The 23,336-nt window shown below is 69.4% G+C and carries 17 protein-coding genes; 7 read left to right on the top strand and 10 right to left on the bottom strand.

Annotated features, from left to right (window positions below; translation table 11 throughout):
- Positions 1-4: 4 nt before the first annotated feature.
- Together mraZ and coq7 are read right to left on the bottom strand one after the other, a co-directional pair.
- Positions 5-433 (bottom strand): division/cell wall cluster transcriptional repressor MraZ, encoded by a 429-nt coding sequence (mraZ, locus tag BKK79_RS13420; protein WP_071015608.1) that lies wholly within the window; start codon positions 431-433, stop codon positions 5-7.
- Positions 434-861: 428 nt separating this feature from the next.
- Positions 862-1,485 (bottom strand): 2-polyprenyl-3-methyl-6-methoxy-1,4-benzoquinone monooxygenase, encoded by a 624-nt coding sequence (gene coq7 / locus BKK79_RS13415; protein ID WP_071015610.1) that lies wholly within the window; start codon positions 1,483-1,485, stop codon positions 862-864.
- 337 nt (positions 1,486-1,822) lie between these two features.
- Between coq7 and BKK79_RS13410 the strand changes: the two genes are divergently transcribed.
- From BKK79_RS13410 to BKK79_RS13400, 3 genes are all read left to right on the top strand, one after another.
- Complete coding sequence (locus BKK79_RS13410; RefSeq protein WP_071037865.1) at positions 1,823-2,947, top strand: porin; 1,125 nt, start codon at positions 1,823-1,825, stop codon at positions 2,945-2,947.
- A gap of 165 nt (positions 2,948-3,112) precedes the next feature.
- Positions 3,113-4,117, top strand: a complete 1,005-nt coding sequence (locus BKK79_RS13405) for a Bug family tripartite tricarboxylate transporter substrate binding protein (RefSeq protein WP_071037864.1) — start codon at positions 3,113-3,115, stop codon at positions 4,115-4,117.
- 89 nt (positions 4,118-4,206) lie between these two features.
- Positions 4,207-4,710 carry a MarR family winged helix-turn-helix transcriptional regulator gene (locus BKK79_RS13400; RefSeq protein ID WP_071037863.1) on the top strand — a complete coding sequence of 168 codons (504 nt, stop codon included), beginning with the start codon at positions 4,207-4,209 and terminating at the stop codon, positions 4,708-4,710.
- Between the two features lie 43 nt (positions 4,711-4,753).
- On the opposite strand, the gene BKK79_RS13395 is transcribed toward BKK79_RS13400, so the two are convergent.
- Both BKK79_RS13395 and BKK79_RS13390 read right to left on the bottom strand, forming a co-directional pair.
- Complete coding sequence (locus BKK79_RS13395; protein WP_071015615.1) at positions 4,754-6,436, bottom strand: long-chain fatty acid--CoA ligase; 1,683 nt, start codon at positions 6,434-6,436, stop codon at positions 4,754-4,756.
- 254 nt (positions 6,437-6,690) lie between these two features.
- A complete protein-coding gene (locus tag BKK79_RS13390; RefSeq protein WP_418235868.1) occupies positions 6,691-7,323 on the bottom strand; it encodes a TetR/AcrR family transcriptional regulator in 633 nt (210 codons plus the stop codon).
- 192 nt (positions 7,324-7,515) lie between these two features.
- On the opposite strand from BKK79_RS13390, the gene BKK79_RS13385 reads away from it, so the two are divergent.
- The 3 genes from BKK79_RS13385 (at position 7,516) to BKK79_RS13375 (ending at position 14,152) form a co-directional block, all read left to right on the top strand.
- Positions 7,516-9,279 (top strand): AMP-binding protein, encoded by a 1,764-nt coding sequence (locus BKK79_RS13385; protein ID WP_071015619.1) that lies wholly within the window; start codon positions 7,516-7,518, stop codon positions 9,277-9,279.
- Between the two features lie 121 nt (positions 9,280-9,400).
- Positions 9,401-12,733, top strand: a complete 3,333-nt coding sequence (locus BKK79_RS13380; RefSeq protein WP_071037862.1) for an acetyl-CoA carboxylase family protein — start codon at positions 9,401-9,403, stop codon at positions 12,731-12,733.
- Between the two features lie 90 nt (positions 12,734-12,823).
- Positions 12,824-14,152 (top strand): branched-chain amino acid ABC transporter substrate-binding protein, encoded by a 1,329-nt coding sequence (locus tag BKK79_RS13375; protein WP_232346216.1) that lies wholly within the window; start codon positions 12,824-12,826, stop codon positions 14,150-14,152.
- A gap of 46 nt (positions 14,153-14,198) precedes the next feature.
- Here the strand turns inward: BKK79_RS13375 and BKK79_RS13370 are convergent, their stop codons facing one another.
- Both BKK79_RS13370 and BKK79_RS13365 read right to left on the bottom strand, forming a co-directional pair.
- Complete coding sequence (locus tag BKK79_RS13370) at positions 14,199-15,437, bottom strand: aminopeptidase (protein ID WP_071037861.1); 1,239 nt, start codon at positions 15,435-15,437, stop codon at positions 14,199-14,201.
- Positions 15,434-17,563: a molybdopterin-containing oxidoreductase family protein gene (locus BKK79_RS13365; protein WP_071015624.1), complete on the bottom strand. Its 2,130-nt coding sequence runs from the start codon at positions 17,561-17,563 to the stop codon at positions 15,434-15,436. The genes BKK79_RS13370 and BKK79_RS13365 overlap by 4 nt, the downstream gene beginning before the upstream one ends.
- A 412-nt stretch (positions 17,564-17,975) precedes the next feature.
- Here BKK79_RS13365 and BKK79_RS13360 point away from each other — a divergent pair, with 412 nt between their 5' ends.
- Positions 17,976-19,184, top strand: coding sequence for an ABC transporter substrate-binding protein (locus tag BKK79_RS13360; RefSeq protein WP_071015626.1), 1,209 nt, complete (start codon positions 17,976-17,978; stop codon positions 19,182-19,184).
- 23 nt (positions 19,185-19,207) lie between these two features.
- On the opposite strand, the gene BKK79_RS13355 is transcribed toward BKK79_RS13360, so the two are convergent.
- Genes BKK79_RS13355 through BKK79_RS13340 form a run of 4 tightly spaced genes read right to left on the bottom strand, consistent with a single transcriptional unit; the run spans position 19,208 to position 23,194 of the window.
- The gene (locus BKK79_RS13355) at positions 19,208-20,266 is read right to left on the bottom strand and encodes an ABC transporter ATP-binding protein (RefSeq protein ID WP_071015628.1); all 1,059 of its coding nucleotides are present in this window, start codon (positions 20,264-20,266) and stop codon (positions 19,208-19,210) included.
- On the bottom strand, positions 20,263-21,261 hold the full coding sequence (locus tag BKK79_RS13350) for an ABC transporter ATP-binding protein (RefSeq protein WP_071015630.1): 999 nt from the start codon (positions 21,259-21,261) through the stop codon (positions 20,263-20,265). The genes BKK79_RS13355 and BKK79_RS13350 overlap by 4 nt, the downstream gene beginning before the upstream one ends.
- Before the next feature lie 19 nt (positions 21,262-21,280).
- Positions 21,281-22,213, bottom strand: coding sequence for an ABC transporter permease (locus BKK79_RS13345; protein WP_071015631.1), 933 nt, complete (start codon positions 22,211-22,213; stop codon positions 21,281-21,283).
- 3 nt (positions 22,214-22,216) lie between these two features.
- The gene (locus tag BKK79_RS13340; RefSeq protein ID WP_071038536.1) at positions 22,217-23,194 is read right to left on the bottom strand and encodes an ABC transporter permease; all 978 of its coding nucleotides are present in this window, start codon (positions 23,192-23,194) and stop codon (positions 22,217-22,219) included.
- Positions 23,195-23,336: the final 142 nt, after the last annotated feature.

The following is a 23,336-nucleotide window of genomic DNA, read 5'->3' as shown; positions in this document are numbered from 1 at the left end:
CTAATCAGAAAGAGAAATTCTTCAATGCTTCCGGCATGCCCTGCGCCATCGCCTGCTGTTCCTTGGCGGCGTATGTCGCGGCATCCCAGACTTCGAAGTGGCTGCCCATGCCGAGCAGCATCACTTCCTTGTCGAGCATGGCGGCACTGCGCAGTTCCGGTGCGATCAGCACGCGGCCTGCGCCGTCCATGTCCACGTCGGCGGCGTTGCCCAGAAAGATGCGCTTCCACCAGTGCGCATCCATCGGCAGCGCCGCAATCCGGCTACGGAAGGTTTCCCATTCGGGACGAGGAAAGAGCAGCAGGCAGCCATCCGGGTGCTTGGTCAGCGTCACCCGGCCCTCGGCCTGTTGTTGCAGCGCCTCGCGATGCCTCGCCGGAATCGACATCCGGCCCTTGGCATCCAGCGACAGCGCCGAAGCTCCCTGAAACAATTTCGCCCCCGAATGTTACCGGCGCCCTTTTCGCCGGCTACCGCCCAAGCTCTCCGGGTTCAGCTTGCAGGAAATGATCCCACAAACCCCTCGATCCCTCACACAAAAATACACTTCCTCACACTATTTCCCACTTTAGAGGAAGCGTTTTGGCGGGTCAAGGCTCGCCGTGCCGCAGCAAACACGGATTTTCTGAATCAGAACAATGACTTAGCGCGCACACTTCACGCACCTTGATGGTGAATTCCTAATGAAATGAAGGTCTTAGGGAGGAATGCGGAGAAACCACCTGAGAACTGCCGAGGGAGAAACTGCGGCTGGCCGGCGGAATCCGGGTCCGCGCGCCGATTGGAAGGATACAACGTTTTGCAATTCACCCCGGCGGGCGTCCTGGCCGGCACGCCCGCAGGGACACCGGCCGGGCGCCGTCAGAGACGGTAGGCGGCCGTGGTCATCACGCGCGAGGCCAGGCGCATGACGGCCCGCACGGGGTCGGGCAGCGGCATGCCGCCCGCCTCCCTGGCGGCGTCGCCATGGCGCACCTCGTCGTCGCGCATCTGTTCGAGGATGGCCCGCGAGCGCGAGTCGGCCGCGGGCAGGCGCTCGAGGTGGCCGCTCAGGTGCTGCTCGACCTGGCGCTCGGTCTCGGCGACGAAGCCGAGGCTGACCCGGTCGCCGGCACGGCCGGCCGCCCAGCCGATGGCGAAGGCGCCCGCATACCAGAGCGGATTCAGCAGGCTGGGCCGCGAACCGAGCTCGCGCAGGCGATCGGCGCACCAGGCGAGGTGGTCTTCCTCTTCGCGCGCCGCGGTATCCATCTGCGTGCGCACCGCCGGCGTGCGCGCGGTCAGCTTCTGCGCCTGGTAGAGGGCCTGGGCGCAGACCTCGCCGACATGGTTGATGCGCATCAGGCCGGCCACATGGCGGCGCTCGTCCTCGGACAGGGCCGCGTCGTCCGGCGCCAGGGTATCGGCGGGGTTCGGGCGCGCGGCCCGCGTCACGCCGGCGATCGCTCGCAGCGCGACGTCGAATTCTCGAATCAGGGTGTCCATTGTCGTTGTGCTTGCCGCGGGACCGCCCCACCAGCGTGGGGGATCCAGGCCGTCGTGAGGGCCCGGTCATTCCTCGGGATTACCCGTATTGTAGCGCGTCGACAGCGCGCGCCGCCTGGCGCGCAGCCCGCACCGGGCCGAGCCCTGCCCCGCCCGGTGCTCCAAAACCCTGAGTTGTGAAAAGCAGACAAGGGAGGGGAGCCTCTACTGGTGAATCAGGGGTTGTTTGTTACATTACTTGGCAACTTCTTACGAAGTTTGTCGTGCCGGCGAGTGGAGAGGAAACAGGAGGTCTCGCCGTATGACACCAATAATTCTTAAATGGAGATCATCGAGCATGAAGAAATCGCTTATCGCGGCAGCGGCGCTGTGCGCATGTGCCGGTGCGGCTCAAGCGCAATCCAGCGTGACCCTGTACGGCGTGGTGGATGCGCCGATCGAGTACGTCAGCAACATGCCGAAGGCCGGCGGCGGCTCGGCGAACCTGTTCCGCATGGCCAGCGGCGGCGGCCTGTCCGGTTCGCGTTGGGGCCTGCGCGGCACGGAAGACCTGGGCGGCGGCAACCAGGCACTGTTCGTGCTGGAAAGCGGTTTCGGCATTGACAACGGCACCAGCCAGCAGGGCAACCGCCTGTTTGGTCGCCAAGCTTTCGTCGGCCTGAACAACAACCAGTTCGGCAAGATCACCCTGGGCCGCCAGTACACCACGATCTTCGACGTGCTCGCCAACTTCTCGCCGACCGGCTACGCCACGATGTGGGAACCGGTGGTGCAGCAACTGGGCCTGAACTTCCGCTCGGACAACACCGCCAAGTACACCGGCACCTTCGGTCCGGTCACGGCCGAGGGCCACTGGTCGTTCGGCAATGGCGCGCTGGGCGCCGGCGAAGCGCCGGGCCAGTTCCGCCGTGACAGCGGCTACGGTCTCGGTGCCTCCTACATCGCCGGCCCGCTCGGCGTCGGCGTGGCCTACGACCAGTACAACCCGTCGCTCAACGGCGCCGGCGGCGCCACCGGCACGATCCGCAAGGCAGCCGTGGCTGCCAGCTACTCCTTCGGCAGCGCCATCAAGGTCATGGCCGGCTACCGCTGGGGTCAGGCCCAGGCTCAAGCTGGCCTGGCATCGGCCGTCTCGCAGTACCGCGACGACTACTACTGGGCTGGTGTCAACTACCAGGCGACTGCAGCGCTGGGCCTGACGCTGGGCTACTCTTACGACAATCTCAAGAGCATGGCCACCAGTGCCACCACCTCGGTCAATCCGCCCAATCCCTGGCAAGTCCAGCTGGTCGCGGACTACAACCTGTCCAAGCGCACCGACGTCTACGTGATGGGCGCCTACGCCAAGAACGCCGGCCTGGGCCTGGACAACCCGACCATCGCCTTCGCCAACGGCTACCAGCCGGCCACGGGCAAGGACAGCATGGTCGGCGTCGCCGTCGGCCTGCGCCACAAGTTCTAACAAGAACCATCGCTTCATCCTGCAAGGCACCTTCGGGTGCCTTTTTTCATGGCGCGGCCGGCAAGGCCACCTAGGGCATCACCGCATCCGCGCCGTGCGCCGGGCTGCCTACAATGCTGTGCATCCACAACCCGGTCCGAAGAGACCGATTCCGGAGACAGACCTATGCGCAGCAGTCGCAGAACCATCCTGGCGGTGATGCTCGGCGCCGTCGCCAGCCTCGCCGGGGTGTCGGGCCCGGCGGCGGCGGCCGACGCCTATCCGAGCAAGCCGATCCGGCTGGTGGTGCCCTTCCCGGCGGGCGGGACCACCGACATCCTGGCGCGCGCGGTGGCGGCCGAGTTGTCCAAGCTGCCAGGCTGGAACGTCGTGGTCGACAACCGCCCCGGCGCGGGCGGCAATATCGGCGCCGACCTGGTGGCCAAGGCACCGCCCGACGGCTACACGCTGCTGATGGGCACCGTCGGCACGCACGGCATCAACCAGTCGCTCTACGGCAAGCTTCCCTTCGACCCGGTCAAGGATTTCGCGCCGATCACCGAGGTGGCCGCCGTACCCAATGTGCTGGTCGTGAACCCGGCTTTCGCGCAGCAGAACCAGATCAACACGGTCAACGACCTGATCGCCTACGCGCGCGCCCATCCCGGCAAGCTGAATATGGCCTCGAGCGGCAACGGTACCTCGATCCACCTGGCCGGCGAGTTGTTCAAGACGCAGACCCATACCTATATGGTGCACTTCCCCTACAAGGGCAGCGGACCGGCGCTGACCGACCTGGCCGGAGGCACCATGCAGCTGATGTTCGATAACCTGCCCTCCTCGATCACCTTGATCAAGGCGGGCAAGCTCAAGGCGCTGGCGGTGACCAGCGCCAAGCCCTCGGCCGCGCTCCCGGGCGTGGGCACGATCGCGGAGCTGGCCAAGCTGCCGAACTACGAAGCCAGTTCCTGGTTCGGCCTGCTGGCACCGGCAGGCACGCCTCATGAGGTCGTGGTGCGCATCCAGCAGGAGGTGGCCAGGTCGCTGGCCACGCCGGCGATGCGCGACAAGCTGCAGGCCCAGGGCGCCGATCCGGTCGGCAATACGCCCGAGCAGTTCGCCGCCTTCATCCGCGCCGAGCTGGCCAAGTGGTCCAAGGTGGTGAAGGACTCCGGCGCGAAGGTGGATTGACGCGCCTGCGCCGTCGGCGCATATATACTTGAGGCATCAAATAAGCACGCGGCCGCCTGGCGGCCGGCGGTGCCCTCTTGCCGTACAAGATGCCCAATCCTCCCGATATCGAGGCAAGCGCCGAACCGGCGCTGGACCTCGAAACCCGTGCCGACGACAGTGGCCATGAGGCGCTGCGCCTGTGGCTGCGCCTGCTGACCTGCACCAACCTGCTGGAAGGGGATATCCGCTCCCGCCTGCGCCAGGAGTTCGCCTGCACGCTGCCGCGCTTCGACCTGATGGCCCAGCTGGACCGCCACCCAGAAGGCTTGAAAATGGGAGAGCTGTCGCGCCGCCTGATGGTGACCGGCGGCAACGTGACCGGCATCACGGACCAGTTGCAGCAGGAGGGACTGGTCTCGCGCGAAGCGCTGCCCAGCGACCGCCGTGCCTACCTGATCCGGCTGACCCCGGCCGGCCGCACGGCATTCTCGGGCATGGCGCGGGCCCACGAACAGTGGGTCGAGGAATTGTTCGGCGGGCTGGGCGAATCCGACCGCCGCGCGCTGTTCAAGCTGCTCGGCCGCCTGAAGGCCAGCCTGGCCGCGCCCTGACCCGAGGCCGCGGCTGCAGGCGGCGCCGGCGCCGACGTACCGGTCAGGCCGCCTGGCGGTTGTCGCGCAACTCGCGGCGCAGGATCTTGCCCACATTGGTCTTGGGCAGCTCGCTGCGGAACTCGACATACTTCGGCCGCTTGTAGCCGGTCAGGCGTTCCTTGCAGAAGGCGATCACGTCCGCTTCGGTCAGCGCCGGATCCTTCTTCACCACGAACAGCTTGACCACCTCGCCGGAGTGCTGGTCCGGCACGCCGACCGCCGCCACTTCCAGCACCCCCGGGCATTCCGCCACCACGCCCTCGACCTCGTTCGGATAGACGTTGAAGCCCGACACCAGGATCATGTCCTTCTTGCGGTCGACGATCTTGGTGTAGCCGCGCTCGTCCATCACGCCGATGTCGCCGGTCTTGAAGAAGCCGTCCGGCGTCATGACCTTGGCGGTCTCGTCCGGACGGTTCCAGTAGCCGGCCATCACCTGCGGCCCGCGGATGCAGATCTCGCCGGGCTGGCCCAGCGGCAGGTCGCGGCCGTCGTCGTCGCGGATGGCGATATCGGTGGAAGGCAGCGGCAGGCCGATGGTGCCGGAGAAGGCATCGGTGTCGGTCGGGTTACAGGTGGCCGAGGGCGACGTCTCCGACAGGCCGTAGCCCTCGATGATCGGGCAGCCGGTCTTGGCCAGCCATTGCTTGGCGACCGCCTCCTGCACCGCCATGCCGCCGCCGTTGGCGACGCGCAGGTTGGAGAAATCGACCTTGCCGATGTCCGGGCTGTTGAGCAGCGCGTTGTACAGCGTGTTGACCGCCGGGAACATGTGGAAGCGGTACTTCTGCAGTTCCTTGACGAAGCCCGGGATGTCGCGCGGATTCGGGATCAGCACGCTCATGCCGCCGCTGCGCATGCCCAGCAGGCAGCAGACCGTCAGCGCGAAGATGTGGTAGAGCGGCAGCGCGGTGATGGTGATCACCTGGTCGATCTGGCCGCCCTTGTTCAGCGCCGGCTGCATCCAGGCCTCCGACTGCAGCACGTTGGAAACGATGTTCCGGTGCAGCAGCGTCGCTCCCTTCGACACGCCGGTGGTCCCCCCCGTGTATTGCAGGAAGGCGACATCGTCCGGGCCGGTCGAGACCGGCTTGCGCTGCATGCGGCTGCCTTCGCGCAGCACGTCGTTGAAGCGGACGCAGTTGGGCAGCTCCCAGGCCGGCACCATCTTCTTGACGTTGCGCACGACGAAATTGACGATGGCGCCCTTGAGGCCGCCGAGCAGGTCGCCCATGCTGGCCACGACGACATGCTTGACCGGCGTGCTGGCCAGCACCTGCTGCAGCGTGGTGGCGAAATTCTCCAGGATGACGATGGCCTCGGCGCCGCTGTCCTTGAGCTGGTGCTCCAGCTCGCGCGGGGTGTACAGCGGATTGACGTTGACCACGACGAAACCTGCGCGCAGCACCGCGGCGAGCACCACGGGGTACTGCAGCACGTTCGGCATCATGATGGCGACGCGCGCGCCGGCGCGCAGGCCGCGCGCCTGCAGCCAGGCGGCGAACTGCGCCGACATCCGGTCCAGTTCGCCATAGGTGATGGCCTTGTCCATGCAGACGAAAGCCTTGCGGTCCGCATAGGCGCGGAAAGACTCTTCCAGCAGCTCGCCGAGCGAGCGGAACTGGCTGGCATCGATCTCGGCGGGCACGCCCGCCGGGTACTGCTTCAGCCAAAACCTTTCCATAGCCACCGTCTCCTGATTTCTGGATTTCTGAATGATCGTTCGATTTTCGGCATGCTAAACGCGCCGCCGGGCTTTAGACAACCAATTAGATGAAGTCCTCTGGAAACGAGGCCCAGCATAGCGTGATTCCCGTGCCATGGGACGCACACTGACTGGGGAATACCCTGATGCGCGCTTGCAATCGGAAGAGGGCCAGCCGTCTTCGCGAAGGCTCCCAGGAAAATCGCAGCCTCATCCGGCCCGCGGCACGCGCCTCAGTCGCCGGCCGGCAATACCAGCTTCATCATATTGGTGGCCAGCTCGCGCGCCAGCGCCTCGCCGTCGAGGCGGTCCGGATCGTGCCAGGTGTACATGAAGCCGACCACGCTGCCGATGGCGTGCGCGGCCACGCGTGCATCGCCGTAGGCGAACACGCCGGCGCCCTTGCCCTCCTCCAGCAAGGCATAGAGATCCCGGTAGAAGGCGCGCGCCATCTCGCCGAGCCAGGCCACGGTGTCGGGACGCAGGTACTGGTGGTCGCGGAAACTCAGCGTGGCCGGCACATGGCTGGCGATGCAGCGCCGCGCCATCTCCAGCAGGCAGGCCTCGAGACGCTCGCGCACGGGCAGCGCAGGATCGGCGGTTTCGCGGATCACCGGCAGGCAGGTCTGCGCCGACTCGCGGCAGAGGATGTCGAAGATCTCGTACTTGTCGGTGAAGTAGTAATAGACCGCGGGCTTGGTCACGCCCAGCGCCCGGCACAGGTCGTTCATGGTCATGCCCGGATAGCCCTTGGTGTAGAAGAGCTGGGCCGCGGTATCGAGGATCTGGCGGCGCCGCGCTTCCTGGCGCTCGGCGATGTGCGAACGAGCGGGAGTGGCTTCGGCGAGGGCGGAGGGCTGTGGCATGGACATGTCGGAATTCTCGCACGGCGGCACTCTGCCACCGCGCTGCCGCCGCTCGCCGGCAGCGCCGCGCCCGGCTCCCGCTTGACGACTGGCGGCGATCTCCCTAGCATCTTACCAAGAGGTAAATAAATATACCAAAAGGTAGATGCGCTGCATCGCCGGCGCGTCGCACTCGCGAGGAGACCCGCACCGATGGACCATACCGCCCAGGGGCCGGCCGCGGCCGCCGACGAAGCCGCCTATCTCGACGACCTGCACCAGCGCTGGCAGCGCGCATGGCCTGCCGGCACGCCACGCGAGCCGGTCTACCCGCTGGGGCGCCAGCCGCTCAGCGAGATGCTGCGCCACTGGGGCCGCACGCGGCCCGGACAGCCCGCCGTGCTCTTCTACGGGCACCAGACCACCTACGGCGAACTGGATGCGCTGAGCGACCGCTGTGCCGCGCTGCTGGCCGCGCACGGCATCGGCGCCGGCGACCGCGTGGCGGTGCTGCTGCCGAACTGCCCGCAATTCCACGTGGTCTTCTTCGGCATCCTGAAGCTGGGCGCGGTCTACGTGCCGGTCAGCCCGCTCTCCCAGCGCGCCGAGCTGCTGCACGCCCTGCGCGACAGCACGCCGCGCGCGCTGGTCGCGCTGGACCAGTTGCTGCCGCTGGTGCGCGATGCGCGCGGCGCGCTGGGCGCGGAGGATCCCCTCGCCAGCCTGTTCTACACCAGCTTCGCCGACGTGGTGCCGGCCGCACCGACGCTGCCCCTGCCGCCGATGGCCCAGGCGCCGCGCTGCCCGGCCGAACCGCAGGACCATGCCATCGACCTGCTGCCAGCGCTGGCCGCCTGCCAGGCGCCCGCGCCACAGGCCGCGCCCGCGCTCGACGCCGTGGCCGCGCTTAACTACACCGGCGGCACCACCGGCCTGCCCAAGGGCTGCATCCACACCCAGGGCGACATGGTCGACATGGCGGCAGCCTTCGGCGCGGTCTCGCTGCCGCTCGACGAACAGGCCGTGATGCTCGGCTTCTTTCCCGAGTTCTGGATCGCCGGCGAAAACCTGTGCCTGATCTTCCCGGTCTTCTACGGCACGCCGCTGGTCCTGCTAGCACGCTGGGATGCCGAGACCTTCATGGCCGCGGTCGAACGCTACCGCGTCACCAATGCCTCCATGCTGGTCGACAGCGTGGTGGAGGTGATGGACCACCCGCGCGTATCGCAGTATTCGCTGCGCTCCCTGCGGCACGTGGGCGTGTCGTCCTTCGTCAAGAAGCTCAACCTGGACTACCGGCGCCGCTGGCAGGCACTGACCGGCTCGACCATCGCCGAAACCGCCTGGGGCATGACCGAGACCCAGACCTGCAACACCTTCACGCTGGGCATGCAGGGGGACGATCTCGACCTGCGCTCCCAGCCCATCTTCGTCGGCCTGCCGGTCCCGGGCACCGAGTTCAAGATCTGCGACTTCGACAGCGGCGCACTGCTGCCGCCGGGCACGGAGGGCGAACTGTGCGTGCGCACGCCAACGCTGCTCAAGGGCTACTGGAACAAGCCCGAGGCCACGCGCGAGTCGCTGCGCGGCGGCTGGTTCCACACCGGCGACATCGGCGTGATCGACACGCAGGGCTACCTGCACTACCTGGGCCGGCGCAAGGAGATGCTCAAGGTCAACGGCATGAGCGTGTTCCCGGCCGAGATCGAGGCCCTGCTCGGCCAGCACCCGGCGGTGCTCGGCTCCGCCGTGCTGGGGCGCCCGGACGAAGACCGCGGCCAGCTGCCGATAGCCTTCGTGATGCTCAAGCCCGAAGCCGCCGGCACGCTCGACGAAGCCGCGCTGACCGCCTGGTGCCGCGCCAACATGGCTGTCTACAAGGTGCCGCTGCTGCGCATCGTCGACGCCCTGCCGCTGACCGCCACCGGCAAGGTGCGCAAGCAGGACCTGGCCGACCTCGCGGCCGCGGTGCGCTGACGCCCCGCGGGTCCGAGCCGCGCCGCCGGCCAGGGCACCGGCTACGGCGCACCCACCATCGCCCCCGGGGCCGGCTTCCACCGGCCGCCCACGGGCTCCCGACTCCTCCGACCTCTGCATCATGACCACCCCGAAGCTGCTGATCGCCAACCGCGGCGAGATCGCCATCCGCATCGCCCGCGCCGCGGCCGCGCTGGACATCCCCACCGTCGCCCTCTACAGCGAGGATGACCGCGACGCGCTGCACGTGCGCAAGGCCGACCAGGCCGTGGCCTTGCCGGGCAGCGGCCCGCGCGCCTACCTCGATATTGCCCAGGTGGTGGCCGCGGCGCGCGCCGCCGGCTGCACCCTGGTCCATCCGGGTTACGGCTTCCTGTCGGAGAACGCCGACTTCGCCCAGGCCTGCCTGGATGCCGGGCTCGGCTTCGTCGGCCCCGCGCCGGACGTGCTGCGGCTGTTCGGCGACAAGGCACGCGCCCGCGCGCTGGCCCGCGAGCACGACGTGCCGGTGGTGGCAGGAACCACCGGCCCCACCACGCTGGATGGCGCCCGCGCTTTCTTCGCCACGCTGCAGGCCGAGTCGCCCGGCGCCGGCATGATGATCAAGGCGCTCGCCGGGGGCGGCGGGCGTGGCATGCGGGCCGTGCATGACGCGGCGCAGATCGACGAGGCTTACGCGCGCTGCGTCTCGGAAGCCACCGCGGCCTTCGGCAATGGCGCGGTCTACGTCGAGCGCATCGTCGAGGCACCGCGCCACATCGAGGTCCAGGTGGCGGCTGACGCCACCGGTAACGCGATCGCGCTGGGCGAGCGCGAATGCAGCCTGCAGCGGCGCCACCAGAAGCTGGTCGAGATCGCGCCCAGCCCGTCGCTCGATGCGCGCACGCGCGCACGCGTGGCGCAGGCCGCGCTGACGCTGGCGCGCGCGGCGGCCTACCGCGGCATCGGCACCTTCGAGTTCCTGGTGGAGGCGCCGCGCCAGGGACGGCACGAGGCTGCGCTGTGGTTCATGGAGGCCAATCCACGCCTGCAGGTCGAGCACACCGTCACCGAGATGGTCACCGGCGTGGACCTGGTGCAGCTCCAGCTCGCCCTGGCTGGCGATGCCACCCTGGCGCGCCTCGGCCTGGCCACGGCGCCGGCGCCGCGCGGCGTGGCGGTGCAATTGCGCCTGAACGCCGAACAGGTCGACGGCAACGGACAGCTGCGTCCTGCCGCTGGCATGCTGAGCGCCTACGAGCCGCCCAGCGGCCCGGGCGTGCGCGTCGATGGCGCCGGCTTTGCCGGCATGGTGGTCAATCCGCGCTTCGACTCCCTGCTCGCCAAGCTGATCGTGCACGAGCCGGGCGGCGACTACGGCCGCGCGCTCGCCCTCGCCTACCGCGCCCTGTGCGAGTTCCGCATCGAGGGCATCGCCACCAACCGGCGCCTGCTGCAGGAACTGCTGCAGCAGGACGCGGTGCGGGCCAACGCCGTCCACACCCAGTACCTCGACGAGGCCCTGCCCGCGCTGGCCGCCAGGGCCGCGGCGGACGATCCGCATCCCGCCCTGCATGCCCGTGCCGCCGGCGGCATGTACGACACGGCGGCCGCCACCGCCGCCGAACCGCTGCCCGACCATGCCGTCGCCGTGGCCGCGCCGATGGACGGCGCCCTCGCCGCACTGCAGGTCGCCGTCGGCGAGCGCGTGAGGCGCGGGCAATCGCTCGCCGTGATCGAGGCCATGAAGATGGAGCACACGCTCGACGCACCGGCGTCGGGCACCGTGCTGCGCGTGCTCGCGGCGCCCGGCGGCACGGTCCGCGCCGGCGCCCCGGTGCTGTGGCTCGAAGCCGATGGCGACGATGAGACCGGCCACCAGTCGACGCAGCACGAAGCCGCGCCCGACCACATCCGCGCCGACCTGCGCGATGCCCTCGAGCGCATCGCCTTCGGCCTGGACGCGGCGCGGCCGGACGCCGTCGCCAAGCGTCACCGGCAAGGCGGGCGCACCGCGCGCGAGAACATCGAGCAGCTGTGCGACCCGGACTCCTTCATCGAATACGGCGCGCTGGCCATCGCGGCCCAGCGCCAGCGCCGCAGCGTCGACGACCTGGTGCGCGCCACGCCGGCGGACGGCATCGTCACCGGCATCGGCACCGTCAACGCCGGCGCCACCAGTGCAGCCGACACGCGCTGCATGGTACTGGCCTACGACTACACCGTGCTGGCCGGCACCCAGGGCTTCTACGGCCACAAGAAACTGGATCGCATGCTGGCGCTGGCGCGCCAGTGGCGCGTGCCGGTGGTGCTGTTCGCCGAAGGCGGCGGCGGCCGGCCCGGCGACACCGACATGCCGGTGGTGGCCGGCCTCGACTGCACCTCATTCATCCAGTTCGCGCGCTTGTCGGGCCAGGTGCCGCTGGTCGGCATCGTGCACGGGCGCTGCTTCGCCGGCAACGCCGCGCTGCTGGGCTGCGCCGACGTCATCATCGCCACGCGCAGCGCCACCATCGGCATGGGCGGTCCCGCCATGATCGAAGGCGGTGGCCTGGGCGTGTACGCACCCGAGGAAGTCGGCCCGGTCGGCGTGCAGGCGCCCAACGGCGTGATCGACGTGCTGGTCGAGGACGAGCAGCAGGCCGTGGAAGCCGCGCGCCGCTACCTGTCCTATTTCCAGGGCGACGCCACGCATTGGGAGGCCGGCGACGCGCGCCGGCTGCGCCATGTGATCCCGGAGAACCGGCTGCGCAGCTACGACATGCGCGCCGTGATCGAGGCGCTGGCCGACACCGGCTCGGTGCTCGAACTGCGCCCCGCCTTCGGCAGCGGCATCCTGACCGCGCTGATCCGCATCGAAGGGCGCGCCTTCGGCTGCATCGCCAACAACCCGCGCCACCTGGGCGGCGCCATCGACGCGGCCGCCGCCGACAAGGCCGCGCGCTTCATGCAGCTGTGCGACGCGCACGGGCTGCCGCTGCTGTCGCTGTGCGACACGCCGGGCTTCATGGTCGGTCCCGAGGCCGAGAAGACCGCCACCGTGCGCCACGTGTCGCGCCTGTTCGTCACCGCGGGCGCGCTGCGCGTGCCGTTCTTCACCGTGGTGCTGCGCAAGGGCTACGGGCTGGGCGCGCAGGCCATGGCCGGCGGCAGCTTCTCCGCGCCGTTCTTCACGGTGGCCTGGCCCAGCGGCGAGTTCGGCGCGATGGGCATCGAAGGCTCGATCCGGCTCGGCTTCCGCAAGGAGCTGGAAGCGGTGGCCGACCCCGATGAGCGCGAGGCACTGTTCGCGCGCATGGTCGATGCGGCCTACCAGCGCGGGCGGGCGCTGAACATGGCCAGCCATCTCGAGATCGACGCGGTGATCGATCCGGCCGACACGCGCCGCTGGCTGCTGCGCGGCCTGGCCTCGGTGCCGGCCGATGCGCTCGGCGCGCGCGCGCCCGAAGCGCGCCGCTTCATCGACACCTGGTAGGCGCGGTTGCCCTCGCCGGGCGCGCGCAACCGCCATGTGACGACAACGAGAAATAACAAGAGACACAACAAGAGAAAGAGGAGACAAGCCATGCGAAACGCAGCGATGCCGGGCCCCGGCGCGCACCACCGGCAAGGCGCGCTACGACGTCCGGCCGGCCTTGCCCGTGCCGCCAGGGCGGCTGCCCTGGCGCTGGTCGCCGCCGCCCCCCTGCCGGCGCTGGCCGACGATGCCGGCGGCGCGCCGATCAAGGTAGCCTTCATCGACCAGCTGTCGGGGCCGCTGGCCAATGTCGGCGAGCTGTTCCAGGCCAACCTGAAGTTCGCGCTCGACGACGCCAACGCCGGCGGCGGCGTGCTCGGCCGCAAGTACGAGCTGCTCAGCTACGACGACAAGCTCTCGGCCCAGGATGCCCTCACCGCCCTGCAGAGCGCGATCGACGCCGGCGCGCGCGCGGTGTTCACCGGCGGCTCCGGCTCCGCCGTGGTGAGCGCCCTGGTGGAGGCCGCCGGCAAGCACAACGAGCGCAATCCGGAGCACCGGATCCTGATCATCAACTATGCGTCGATCGACCCCGACCTGACCGGCGCGCGCTGCAGCTTCTGGCACTTCGCCACCGAGGCCAACACCGCCATGAAGATGCGCGCGCTGGCCGACTTCACGCGCGGCCAGAAGGACATCCACAAGGTCTACCTGATCAACCAGGACTACGCGCACGGACGCATGTGGGCGGCGCTCGGCCAGCAGATGATCGCCACCGCCCGGCCGGACGTGCAGTTCGTCGGCGCGACGCTGCACCCGCTCGGCAAGGTCAAGGACTTCGCTCCCTATGCGGGCAAGGCCAAGGCCAGCGGCGCCGACACCGTCGTCACCGGCAACTGGGGCCAGGACCTGAACCTGCTGATCAAGGCCGCCGGAGAGATCGGCTACGATGCGCGCTACCTGAACCACAGCGGCGGCGGTGCGCCAGGCACCGTGCAAGCGATCGCCCAGGCAAGAATGGGACGCCTGACCTGGGTCGCGGAAGCCTTGCCCAACAGCGACGATCCCGTGCTGGCGCCGCTGGCCGCGCGCGTGCGGCAAACCCCGGCCGGCGAGTATTTCGCGCCGCGCGTGCTGGTCTCCGTGCAATTGCTGAGCGAAGCCATCCGCCGTGCCGGCAGCGACGATCCGACCAAGGTCGCGTTCGCGCTGGAGGGACTGCGCTACGTCTCGCCGCTGGGCGAAGTGATGATGCGCAAGAGCGACCACCAGTTGCTGCTGCCGCAGGTGGTGTCCACGGTGGTACCGGTCGACGGCAAGACTGTGAAAGTGGGCGCGGAGGGCACCCAGTACGGCTTCCGCCAGGACAGCGTGACACCGGCGCGCGCGCTGGACCTGCCCTCGGCCTGCCGCATGAGGCGCCCGGCCGCCGGCTGAGCACAAAGCCGCGCTGCACCGAGTCCTGCCGGGCCGCGCAAGGCCGTCAGCGCGGTTCGGCCGCGGCGCCGTGCATCTCGCCCTTGGCGCTCCCGGCGACCCCGGCAGAAGCAGCGGCCGCACCGCGCGACTCTCCTCCGCCCGGGACCGCCACGTCGGTCCAGCCGGCATCCTCGGCCGCCGGCGGCGCCAGCGCACGCAGCGCGGCCTGCCGCTCGGGCGGCGGCAGGTCGCCGATGCGCCGGGCCTCGGCATAGAAGCGCTCCCAGTCGCCGCCGCAGCGCGCCAGCAGGGCCAGGAAGGCCGGCACCCACTGCTGGTAGGTCGCGACCGCGGCGAACTGCGGGTTGACCAGCGGCCCGGCGAACCAGCGGTCGTAACCGGCATAGCCGCCCCAGCCCGCCTTCAGGCCGGCGTACTGCTGGCGCAGCTCGGCGAGCAGTTCGGCCTTGCGCCGTCGTTTCTCCGCGTCGCTCAGCGGCGAGCGGTAGAGCGCGTCGAGCCGGTTGCGCGCGGCCAGCACCAGCGCCCGGAACTGCTGGCGGCGCTGGTCGAACTGCCGGTAGCTGGCGCGCTGCTCCGGCGTGGCTTCCTGCGCCATCCAGCGTGCCACGCCGGCGGTCTCGACGGCGGTGGCGAAGGACTCGTTGAAGGCCGTGTCGTTGCGCACGTAGACCACCTGGTGGCCGAGTTCGTGGAAGATCAGGCGCGCCAGCTCGCCGGCTGGCTGGTGGACGAAGGTATTGAGCAGCGGGTCGTCGAAGTAGCCCAGCGTGGAGTAGGCGGGAATGCCGGCCACATAGGCTTCCAGGCCCTCGCTGCGCAGTTGCGCCGCGTAGCGCTCGGCATCGGCCTGGTCGTAGTAGCCGCGGTAGGAGATGCAGCCGACCACGGGGAAGCACCAGGTCTTCAGCGTCATCGACAGCTCGGGCGTGGCGAACACGCTCCACACCACGAAGGAACGGTGCAGGTCGGCGTAGCGCCGGTAGCTGCCGTTGTCGGGCAGCTTGAGTTCGCGCGAGGCATAGGCACGGATCTCGCCGGCCAGCGCCAGCCGCTGGGCCAGCCGTACGTCGTTGGCGGCGCGCGCGTCGGCGATGGCGTCGTCCAGCGGCCTGGCCTGCGCCATCACGCTCAGGTGGCCGTTGACCGATTGCGCGTAGTAGCGGACCGTGTCGCAGCCGGACAGCAGCAGCACAGCCACCAGCGCGCCGGCCAGCGCCACACGCGTGGCCACCTTCGGCACCGAGGCTGCGGCAAGCCCGCGTGCCGGCCGTCCCCTCATGGCGCCGCGGCCATCTCCGCCGCCGGGGCGGACACCACGCCATCGGCGCGCTCCACCTCCACCAGGCAGTCATAGAAGACCGGCGCGCGGCCCAGGTCGGTCAGCCGCTGGCTGGTCAGCTCGTTGGCGTTCTTGCCGTCCGCGGCCAGCTTCTTCCACCAGATCGACAGGCCCACCACCAGGCCCCGGCGCGCGCGATCGGTGACGCGGGCGCGCGCCAGCAGGCTGCCGCGATCGTTGAAGGCGCGCACCATCGTGCCGGCCTCGATGCCGCGCGCCGCCGCGTCTTCCGGGTGGATGTCCAGGTGCGGCTCGCCTTCGGTCGCACGCAGGCTGTCGACGTTGACGAAGGTGCTGTTGAGGAAGTTCCGGGCCGGCGGCGAGATCATCGCCAGCGGGTAGCGCGAGGCCAGCTCCGGTGCGGTGGCGGGTGCCTCGTAAGGCGGCACGTAGGCTGGCAGCGGATCGAGGCCGTCGCGTCGCATCGCCTCCGAGTAGAACTCACACTTGCCGGACGCGGTCGGGAAGCCACCGTCGGCGAACGGTGCCGCTGGCAGGTTCAACTTCTGCCAGCCACGTGCTTTCAGGGTCTCCCAGCTGATGCCTTGGGCACGCGGATCGTCGCGCAGGATGGCCTGCGCGGCGATGTCTTCGTCGCTGTCGGTGAAGCAGGCATCGGCGAAGCCCATGCGCTGCGCCAGCCGGCGGAAGATCTCGGTGTTCGGCAGCGCCTCGCCCAGCGGCGCGACTGCGGCATTGTTGGCAAGGAAGTAGGTATGACCGTAGGCCTTGTGCACGTCGACGTGCTCGAGTTGCGTGGTGGCGGGCAGCAGCACGTCGGCATAGTCGGCAGTATCGGTGCGGAAATGTTCGAGCACCACCGTGAACAGGTCCTCGCGCGCAAAGCCGGCCGCGACCTTGGCCGACTCGGGCGCCACCGCCACCGGATTGCTGTTGTAGACCACCAGCGCCTCGATCTTCGGCCCGCCCGCGCCGTTACCGGTATCCAGCAGTGCGTCGCCGATGGTGGACATATTGACCGTGCGCGGCAGCGCCGGCCAGCCCGGCAGCAGATCCGGGCGCTGCAGCGCCTGGCCGTCGACCGGGAAGAAGCCCGAGGTCGACAGCTGCAGGCCGCCGGCCGGCTGGCGCCAGGCGCCCACCAGAGACGGCAGGCAGGCCACCGCGCGCACCGCCTGGCCGCCGCCGTGGGCGCGCTGCATGCCGTAGTTCAGGCGGATCGCCACCGGCAGGTGCTCGCGCACGGCGAGGCGGCCGTACAGGCCGGCCAGCCATTCGATGTCATCGGCAGCGATGCCGCAGATCTGCGCCGCGCGCGCGGGGGTAAAGGCTTGCGCGCGCTCGCGCAACGCCTCGAAGCCGACGGTGTGGCGTGCGATGTAGTCGTGGTCGAGCAGGTCGTCGCGGATCAGCACATGGATCAGCGCCAGCGCCAGCGCGCCGTCGGTACCCGGCATCGGCGCGATATGGCGGTGGCACTTCTCCGCACTCAGCGAACGGTAGGGATCGATCGCCACCAGCGTAGCGCCGCGCCGCTTGGCTTCCTGCACGCGCGTCCAGAAATGCAGGTTGGAGGCAATCGGATTGCCGCCCCAGATCACGATCAGCTTGGCCTCGGTCACATGCTCGACGTCCATGCCGACGCTGGCGCCATAGGTATAGCGCAGCGCCGTGGCGCCGGCGCTGGCGCAGATGGTGCGGTCCAGCAGCGAGGCGCCCAGCTTGTGGAAGAAACGCGCAGCCATGCTCTCGCCCTGCACCAGGCCCATGGTGCCGGCGTAGCTGTAGGGCAGGATGGCCTGCGCATCGCGCGCGGCGATCTGGCCCAGCCGCGTGGCGATGAGGTCGAGTGCCTCGTCCCAGCCGATCGGCGCGAACTTGCCTTCGCCCTTGCGGCCCACGCGCTTCATCGGCGTCAGCAGCCGGTCCGGGTGGTAGGTGCGCTCGGTGTAGCGCGATACCTTGGTGCACAGCACCCCCTGCGTACCCGGGTGGTCGGGATCGCCCGCCACCTTGACCGCGCGGCCGTCCTCGACAGTGACGAGCAGGGCGCAGGTATCGGGGCAGTCGTGCGGGCAGGCGGCACGGATGATGCGAGTGGCCATGTGATCTCCGGGGCGATGGCGGCACCGTGCGGCGCGTCGCGGCGCCGTCCTTCGGCGTTCGGGTTGTGGGGGAAGTCCGAGCGGCTTCGGCGGGCGGCGCCGGTGGCTGGCGCGGAGCGCGCAGGCGGCGCGGCGGACCAGGGCAGCGGGCGGCGGGTGGAACACGCTCGCGGGAGGCCCGGCCGGGCCTGGCGGACGCCCGCCCGACCGTTCCGGCGCGGGTGCAGCGGCCTGCCCCTGTTGTACGCCGGCGTCGCCGGCCGGCATGCCGCCCGGGGAAGTTTCTCGGCTTCGATTGTATTCGATTATGATGTGCCGGCGCGCCGCGCCCGCCCGGGTGCGGCAGGCTGGGCCAGCACCGGCGCAGAGCGGGCGGCCATGGGTAAAACATCACCGCTTCGACGGGAATACCATGCAATTGCAGATCGGGGTCAAACGCTGGCGCATTGCCGGCCTGCTGGTGGCATGCGCCATCGGCTCGATCGGCGCCGGCGGCTCCTACGCCGCCACCGCCGCCGCCAACCGTAGCAGTGCCGGCAGGGCCGAGGCCGCCGGCGGCGACACCATCTTGCTCGGCCAGTCGGCCGCCCTCAGCGGCCCGACCGCGATGCTGGGCAAGGAGCTGGGCGCGGGGGCCCGCCTCTACTTCGACTACGTCAACCAGCAGGGCGGCATCTACGGCCGCAGGATCGAGCTCAAGTCGCTCGATGACTACAACGAACCCGACACGGCAGCCAAGAACACGCGCGAACTGATCGAGCAGGACCGCGTGCTGGCCCTGTTCGGCTACGTCGATACCGAGCCCAGCCAGGCCGCCTTGCCGCTGGCGACGGAAGCCAAGGTGCCGTTCTTCGCCCCCTTCACCGGGTCGCAGTCCCTGCGCGAGCCCTTCAACCGCTACGCCTTCCACGTGCGCGCCGGCTACAACGAGGAGACCGCGGCCATCGTGCGCCAGATCGAGACCACCGGCCTCAAGCGCGTGGCGGTGGTCTACAACGACGACGCCTACGGCAAGGCCGGCCTGGCCGGCCTGGAACGCGCGCTGAAGACGGCGTCGGGGAGCGGCGTGCAGATCGTGGCGCGCGAAGGCGTGGTGCGCAATACCGCCGAGATCGGCGATGCCATGCAGGGCAGCATGAAGGCCAAGCCGGATGCGGTGGTGATGATCAGCGCGTACCGGACCGCCGGCGCCTTCGTCAAGGAAGCGCTGCGGCGCGGCTACAACGGGCAGTTCTACAACGTGTCCTTCGTCGGCACCCAGGCCCTGGCGCAGCAGGTGGGCGCGCAGGGCAGCGGCGTGATCATCTCGCAGGTGATGCCGCACCCGGGCAATGCCACGCTGCCGGTGGTGCGCGAGTACCTGCGGCTGCTGAAGGCGGCAGGCAAGTCGAACGACTACGACTACGCCAGCATCGAGGGCTTCATCGCCGCCAAGGCCATGGTGGAAGGCCTGCGCCGCGCCGGCCGGGAGCCCTCGCGCGAGAAGCTGGTCAGCGCGCTGGAGACCATGCGCAACGTCGACCTCGGCGGCTACATCATCAACTTCACGCAGGACAACCACGTGGGTTCCAAGTTCGTGGAGATGACCATCATCAACTCGCGCGGCCAGGTGATCCGCTGAGCGGTGCCGCACCGGCGGGCGCTCTATGCCTGGTCGTTCAGGTGGCAGGCCGAGAAGCGCAGCGGCGCGATTTCCCGCAGCGCCGGCACTTCTTCGCGGCAACGCGGCATCGCGTACGGGCAGCGCGGGTGGAAATGGCAGCCGCGCGGCGGATTCAGCGGCGACGGGATCTCGCCCTGGATCGCCACAAAGGTCTTCTTGCCCACCTCCAGCCGGGGCGCCTCGGCCAGCAAGGCCTGCGTATAGGGATGGTTGGGCGCGGCGAAGACCGCTTCGGTGGGCGCCGACTCGACCACCCGCCCCAGGTACATGATCACCACGCGGTCGCTGATGTGCTTGACCACGCCGAGGTCATGGCTGATGAACAGGTAGGTCAGGTTCAGTTCCTCGCGCAGGCGCATGAACAGGTTCAGCACCTGTGCCTGGATCGACACGTCCAGCGCGGCCACCGACTCGTCGCACACCAGGAATTCCGGCCGCACCGCCAGTGCGCGCGCGATGCCGATGCGGGCGCGCTGCCCGCCTGAGAACTGGTGCGGGAAACGGCGCAGCACGGTCGGGTCCATGCCCACCCGCACCAGCATGTCCTCCACGTAGGCGCGCTGCCCGCCCCGCTCCACCAGGCCGTGCACCACCGGCGCCTCGCCGATGATGTCGACCACGCGCAGGCGCGGGTTCAGCGAGGCATAGGGATCCTGGAAGATCATCTGGATGGCGAGCTGCTTCTCGCGCCGGCGCTCGGGCGGCAGGCGATCCAGGTCGACGCCCTTCCACAGGCGTTCGCCTTCGCTCAGTGTATGCAGGCCGACCGCCATGCGTCCGAGCGTCGACTTGCCGCAGCCGGACTCGCCCACCAGGCCCACCACCTCCCCGGGCTGGATGGCCAGGTCGACACGGTCCACCGCGTGCACGATCTCTTCGCGCGCGTGCGCACCGAGCAGGTTGGCTACCTTGGCGGCCACGTCGAGCGACTTGACGAAGCGCTTGGAGACGCCGCGCATCTCCAGCAGGGGTGCGCCCGGCGTGGCGGTAAGAACAGCGGCCGTAGCCGGCGCCGGCCGTGGTGCGGCAGCTGTGCTCATGCGGCCTCCGGTTGCACGACGATGGGGTGGAAGCAGCGCAGGCGGCGGCCGTCGGCCCCCGTCTCCAGCGGCGGTGGCTGCAGGCAGGCCTCGGTGGCAAAGCTGCAGCGGGCGCGGAAGGCGCAGCCCGCCGGCAGGTTCAGCAGCGAAGGCGTCATGCCCGGGATCTGGCGCAGCGGCACGCCGCGCGGATTGCGCGACGGCGCCGAGGCGATCAGCCCGTGCGTGTACGGATGGGCCGGCCGCTCCAGCACCTGGTGCACATCGCCCGCCTCGACGATCTTGCCGGCATACATCACGCAGACCGAGTCGGCCAGCCCGGCCACCACCGACAGGTCATGGGTGATCCAGATCAGCGCCGTGCCCGATTCGCTGCACAGCTTCTGCATCTCATAGAGGATCTGTCCCTGGATGGTGACATCGAGGGCGGTGGTGGGCTCGTCGGCGATGATCAGGTCGGGCTTGTTCAGCAGCGCGATGGCGATCGCCACGCGCTGGCGCATGCCGCCGGAGAACTGGTGCGGATAGGCCAGCAGCCGCTCGTCCGGCGAAGGGATGCCGACCCGCGCCAGCGCATCGCGGGCACGTTCGCGCGCCGCCGCCTTGCCGACCTTCTCGTGTGCCAGCACCGCCTCGATCATCTGGGTATCGATGCGCAGCACCGGGTTGAGCGTCATCATCGGGTCCTGGAAGATCATCGCGATGCGGTTGCCGCGCACGTTGCGCATCTGCTCGGGCGTGAGCTGGCGCAGGTCACGCGTGACGCCGTCGCGGCTGCTCAGTTCGATGCGTCCGCCCACCACGCGTCCGGGCGCGTCGATCAGGCCCATGATCGAGTATCCCGTCATCGACTTGCCCGACCCGGATTCGCCCACCAGGCCCATGATCTCGCCGCGGCCGACCGAGAACGAGACGTCGTCGACCGCGCGCGCCACGCCGGCACGGGTGAAGAACTGCGTTTCGAGGTGCTCGACCAGCAGGGTCGGTTTGTTCATGGACACTCCGGGATCGTCCTCATTGGGTCTGCAGGCGCGGATTGAGCACGTCGCGCAACTGGTCGGCCACCAGGTTCATCGAGACGATGGTGACTAGCAGCGCAATGCCGGGAAAGAAGCTGATCCAGTACTTGCCGGACAGCATGTACTGCTGCCCGTTCGAGATCAGCGAGCCGAGCGAGGGCTGGGTGATGGGCACGCCCAGGCCGAGGAAGGACAGCGTCGCCTCCAGCGTGATGGCGGACGCCACCTGCAGCGCGGCGATCACGATCAGCGGCGGCAGGCAGTTGGGCAGCAGGTGGCGGAACATGATGCGGGCAGGCGACAGGCCCAGGCAGGTGGCAGCCTCGATGTACTCCTTGCGCCGCTCGACCAGCGCCGCGCTGCGCGTGGTGCGGGCGTAGTAGGCCCATTGCACCGCCACCAGCGCGATCACGATGTTGCCGATACCGGGACGCAGGAAGGCCAGCAGGATCAGCGCCAGCAGGATGGGCGGGAACGACAGCTGCAGGTCGGCCACGCGCATGATGAAAGCTTCTGTGCGCCCGCCCAGGAAGCCTGCCAGCAGGCCCAGCGTGGCGCCCAGCAGCAGGGCGATCACCGTGCTGACCAGGCCCACGCCGATGCTGATGCGCAGCCCGTACATCACCGCCGACAGGATATCGCGGCCCTGCTCGTCCGAGCCGAGCAGGAACACCATGCCGTTGCCGGCATGCTCGCCTGGGGCCAGGCGCGCGTCCAGCACATCGAGTGCCGCCAGGTCGTAGGGATCCTGCGGCGCCAGCCACGGCGCCAGCAGCGCCACCAGCACGATCAGGACCAGCACCACCAGGCCGCCCACCGCCAGCTTGCTGGCGAGGAACTGCGCGGCGAAGCGGCGCAGCGGCGTCTGCTCGCGCAGCGCGGCCGGCTGCGGGTCGGGCTTGTCAGCCTGCAGGCTTGCGTCGGTCATGGCTCAGCCCTTGTTGTCGGCGATGCGCACGCGCGGATCGAGCATGCTGTAGGCGATGTCGACCACCAGGTTGATCAGGATGAACAACGTGACAATCACCATCAGGTAGGCCACGATCACCGGCCGGTCGAGCAGCTGGATGGAATCGATGATCAGCTTGCCCATGCCGGGCCAGGCGAAGATGGATTCGGTCACGATGGCGAAGGCGATGATGGAGCCGAACTGCAGCGCGATCACGGTGACGATGGGAATCAGGATGTTCTTGAGCACATGCACGCCGACGATGCGCGTATTGGACAGTCCCTTGGCGCGCGCGAACTTGACGTAGTCCTGCAGCATGGCCTCCTGCGTGCCGGCGCGCGTCAGCCGGATCACCATGGCGACGTTGAGCAGCGCCAGCGTGACCGCCGGCAGCACCAGGTGACGCAGGCCGTCCACGGTCAGGAAGCTGACCGGCACGCCCAGCAGCGGCACGGTCTCGCCACGGCCGTTGGAGGGCAGCCAGCCGAGCTGCACCGCGAACACCATGATCAGCATCAGCCCCACCCAGAAGGTCGGCAGCGAGAAGCCGAGGATGGACACCGTCATGATGGACTTGCTGGCCAGCCCGTGCGGCCGCAGTCCCGCCCACAGGCCGAGCGGGATGCCGAGCACGATCGCCATCAGGATGGCGGCCACTGCCAGCTCCATGGTGGCCGGCATGCGCTCGAAGATCAGCTTGAGCGCCGGCGTGCCGTGCGCGAACGAGATCCCCAGGTTGCCGTGCAGCGCGTTCTGCAGGAACACCAGGTACTGCTCCCACAGCGGCTTGTCCAGGCCGAGCGCGGCGATGGTGCGCTTGATGTCCCCCTGGTCGGCCTGCGGGTTGATCAGGATGTCGACAGGATTGCCGATGGCAAAGACGCCGAGGAAGACAAGCAGCGACATGACGAAGAGCACGACCACGCTCTGCATCAGGCGGCGGATGATGAAGACCAGCATGATCGGATCGTTCCCCTTGCCCGTGGGCGTCAGTCGCAAGCCGCCCGCGGCGGTCCGGAACACGCTTGCGCGCGCGCCGGCGCCGCCGCGGCCGCTTCTGCGGCGCTAGGCGCCGGCCTGCGGGCCGGCCCGGCGCCGGACC

The sequence above is a fragment of the Cupriavidus sp. USMAA2-4 genome, from assembly GCF_001854305.1.
Classification (GTDB): Bacteria; Pseudomonadota; Gammaproteobacteria; order Burkholderiales; family Burkholderiaceae; genus Cupriavidus; species Cupriavidus malaysiensis.
Note: the sequence above shows the minus strand (reverse complement) of the source record. Positions and strands in the feature narration are given on the sequence as shown.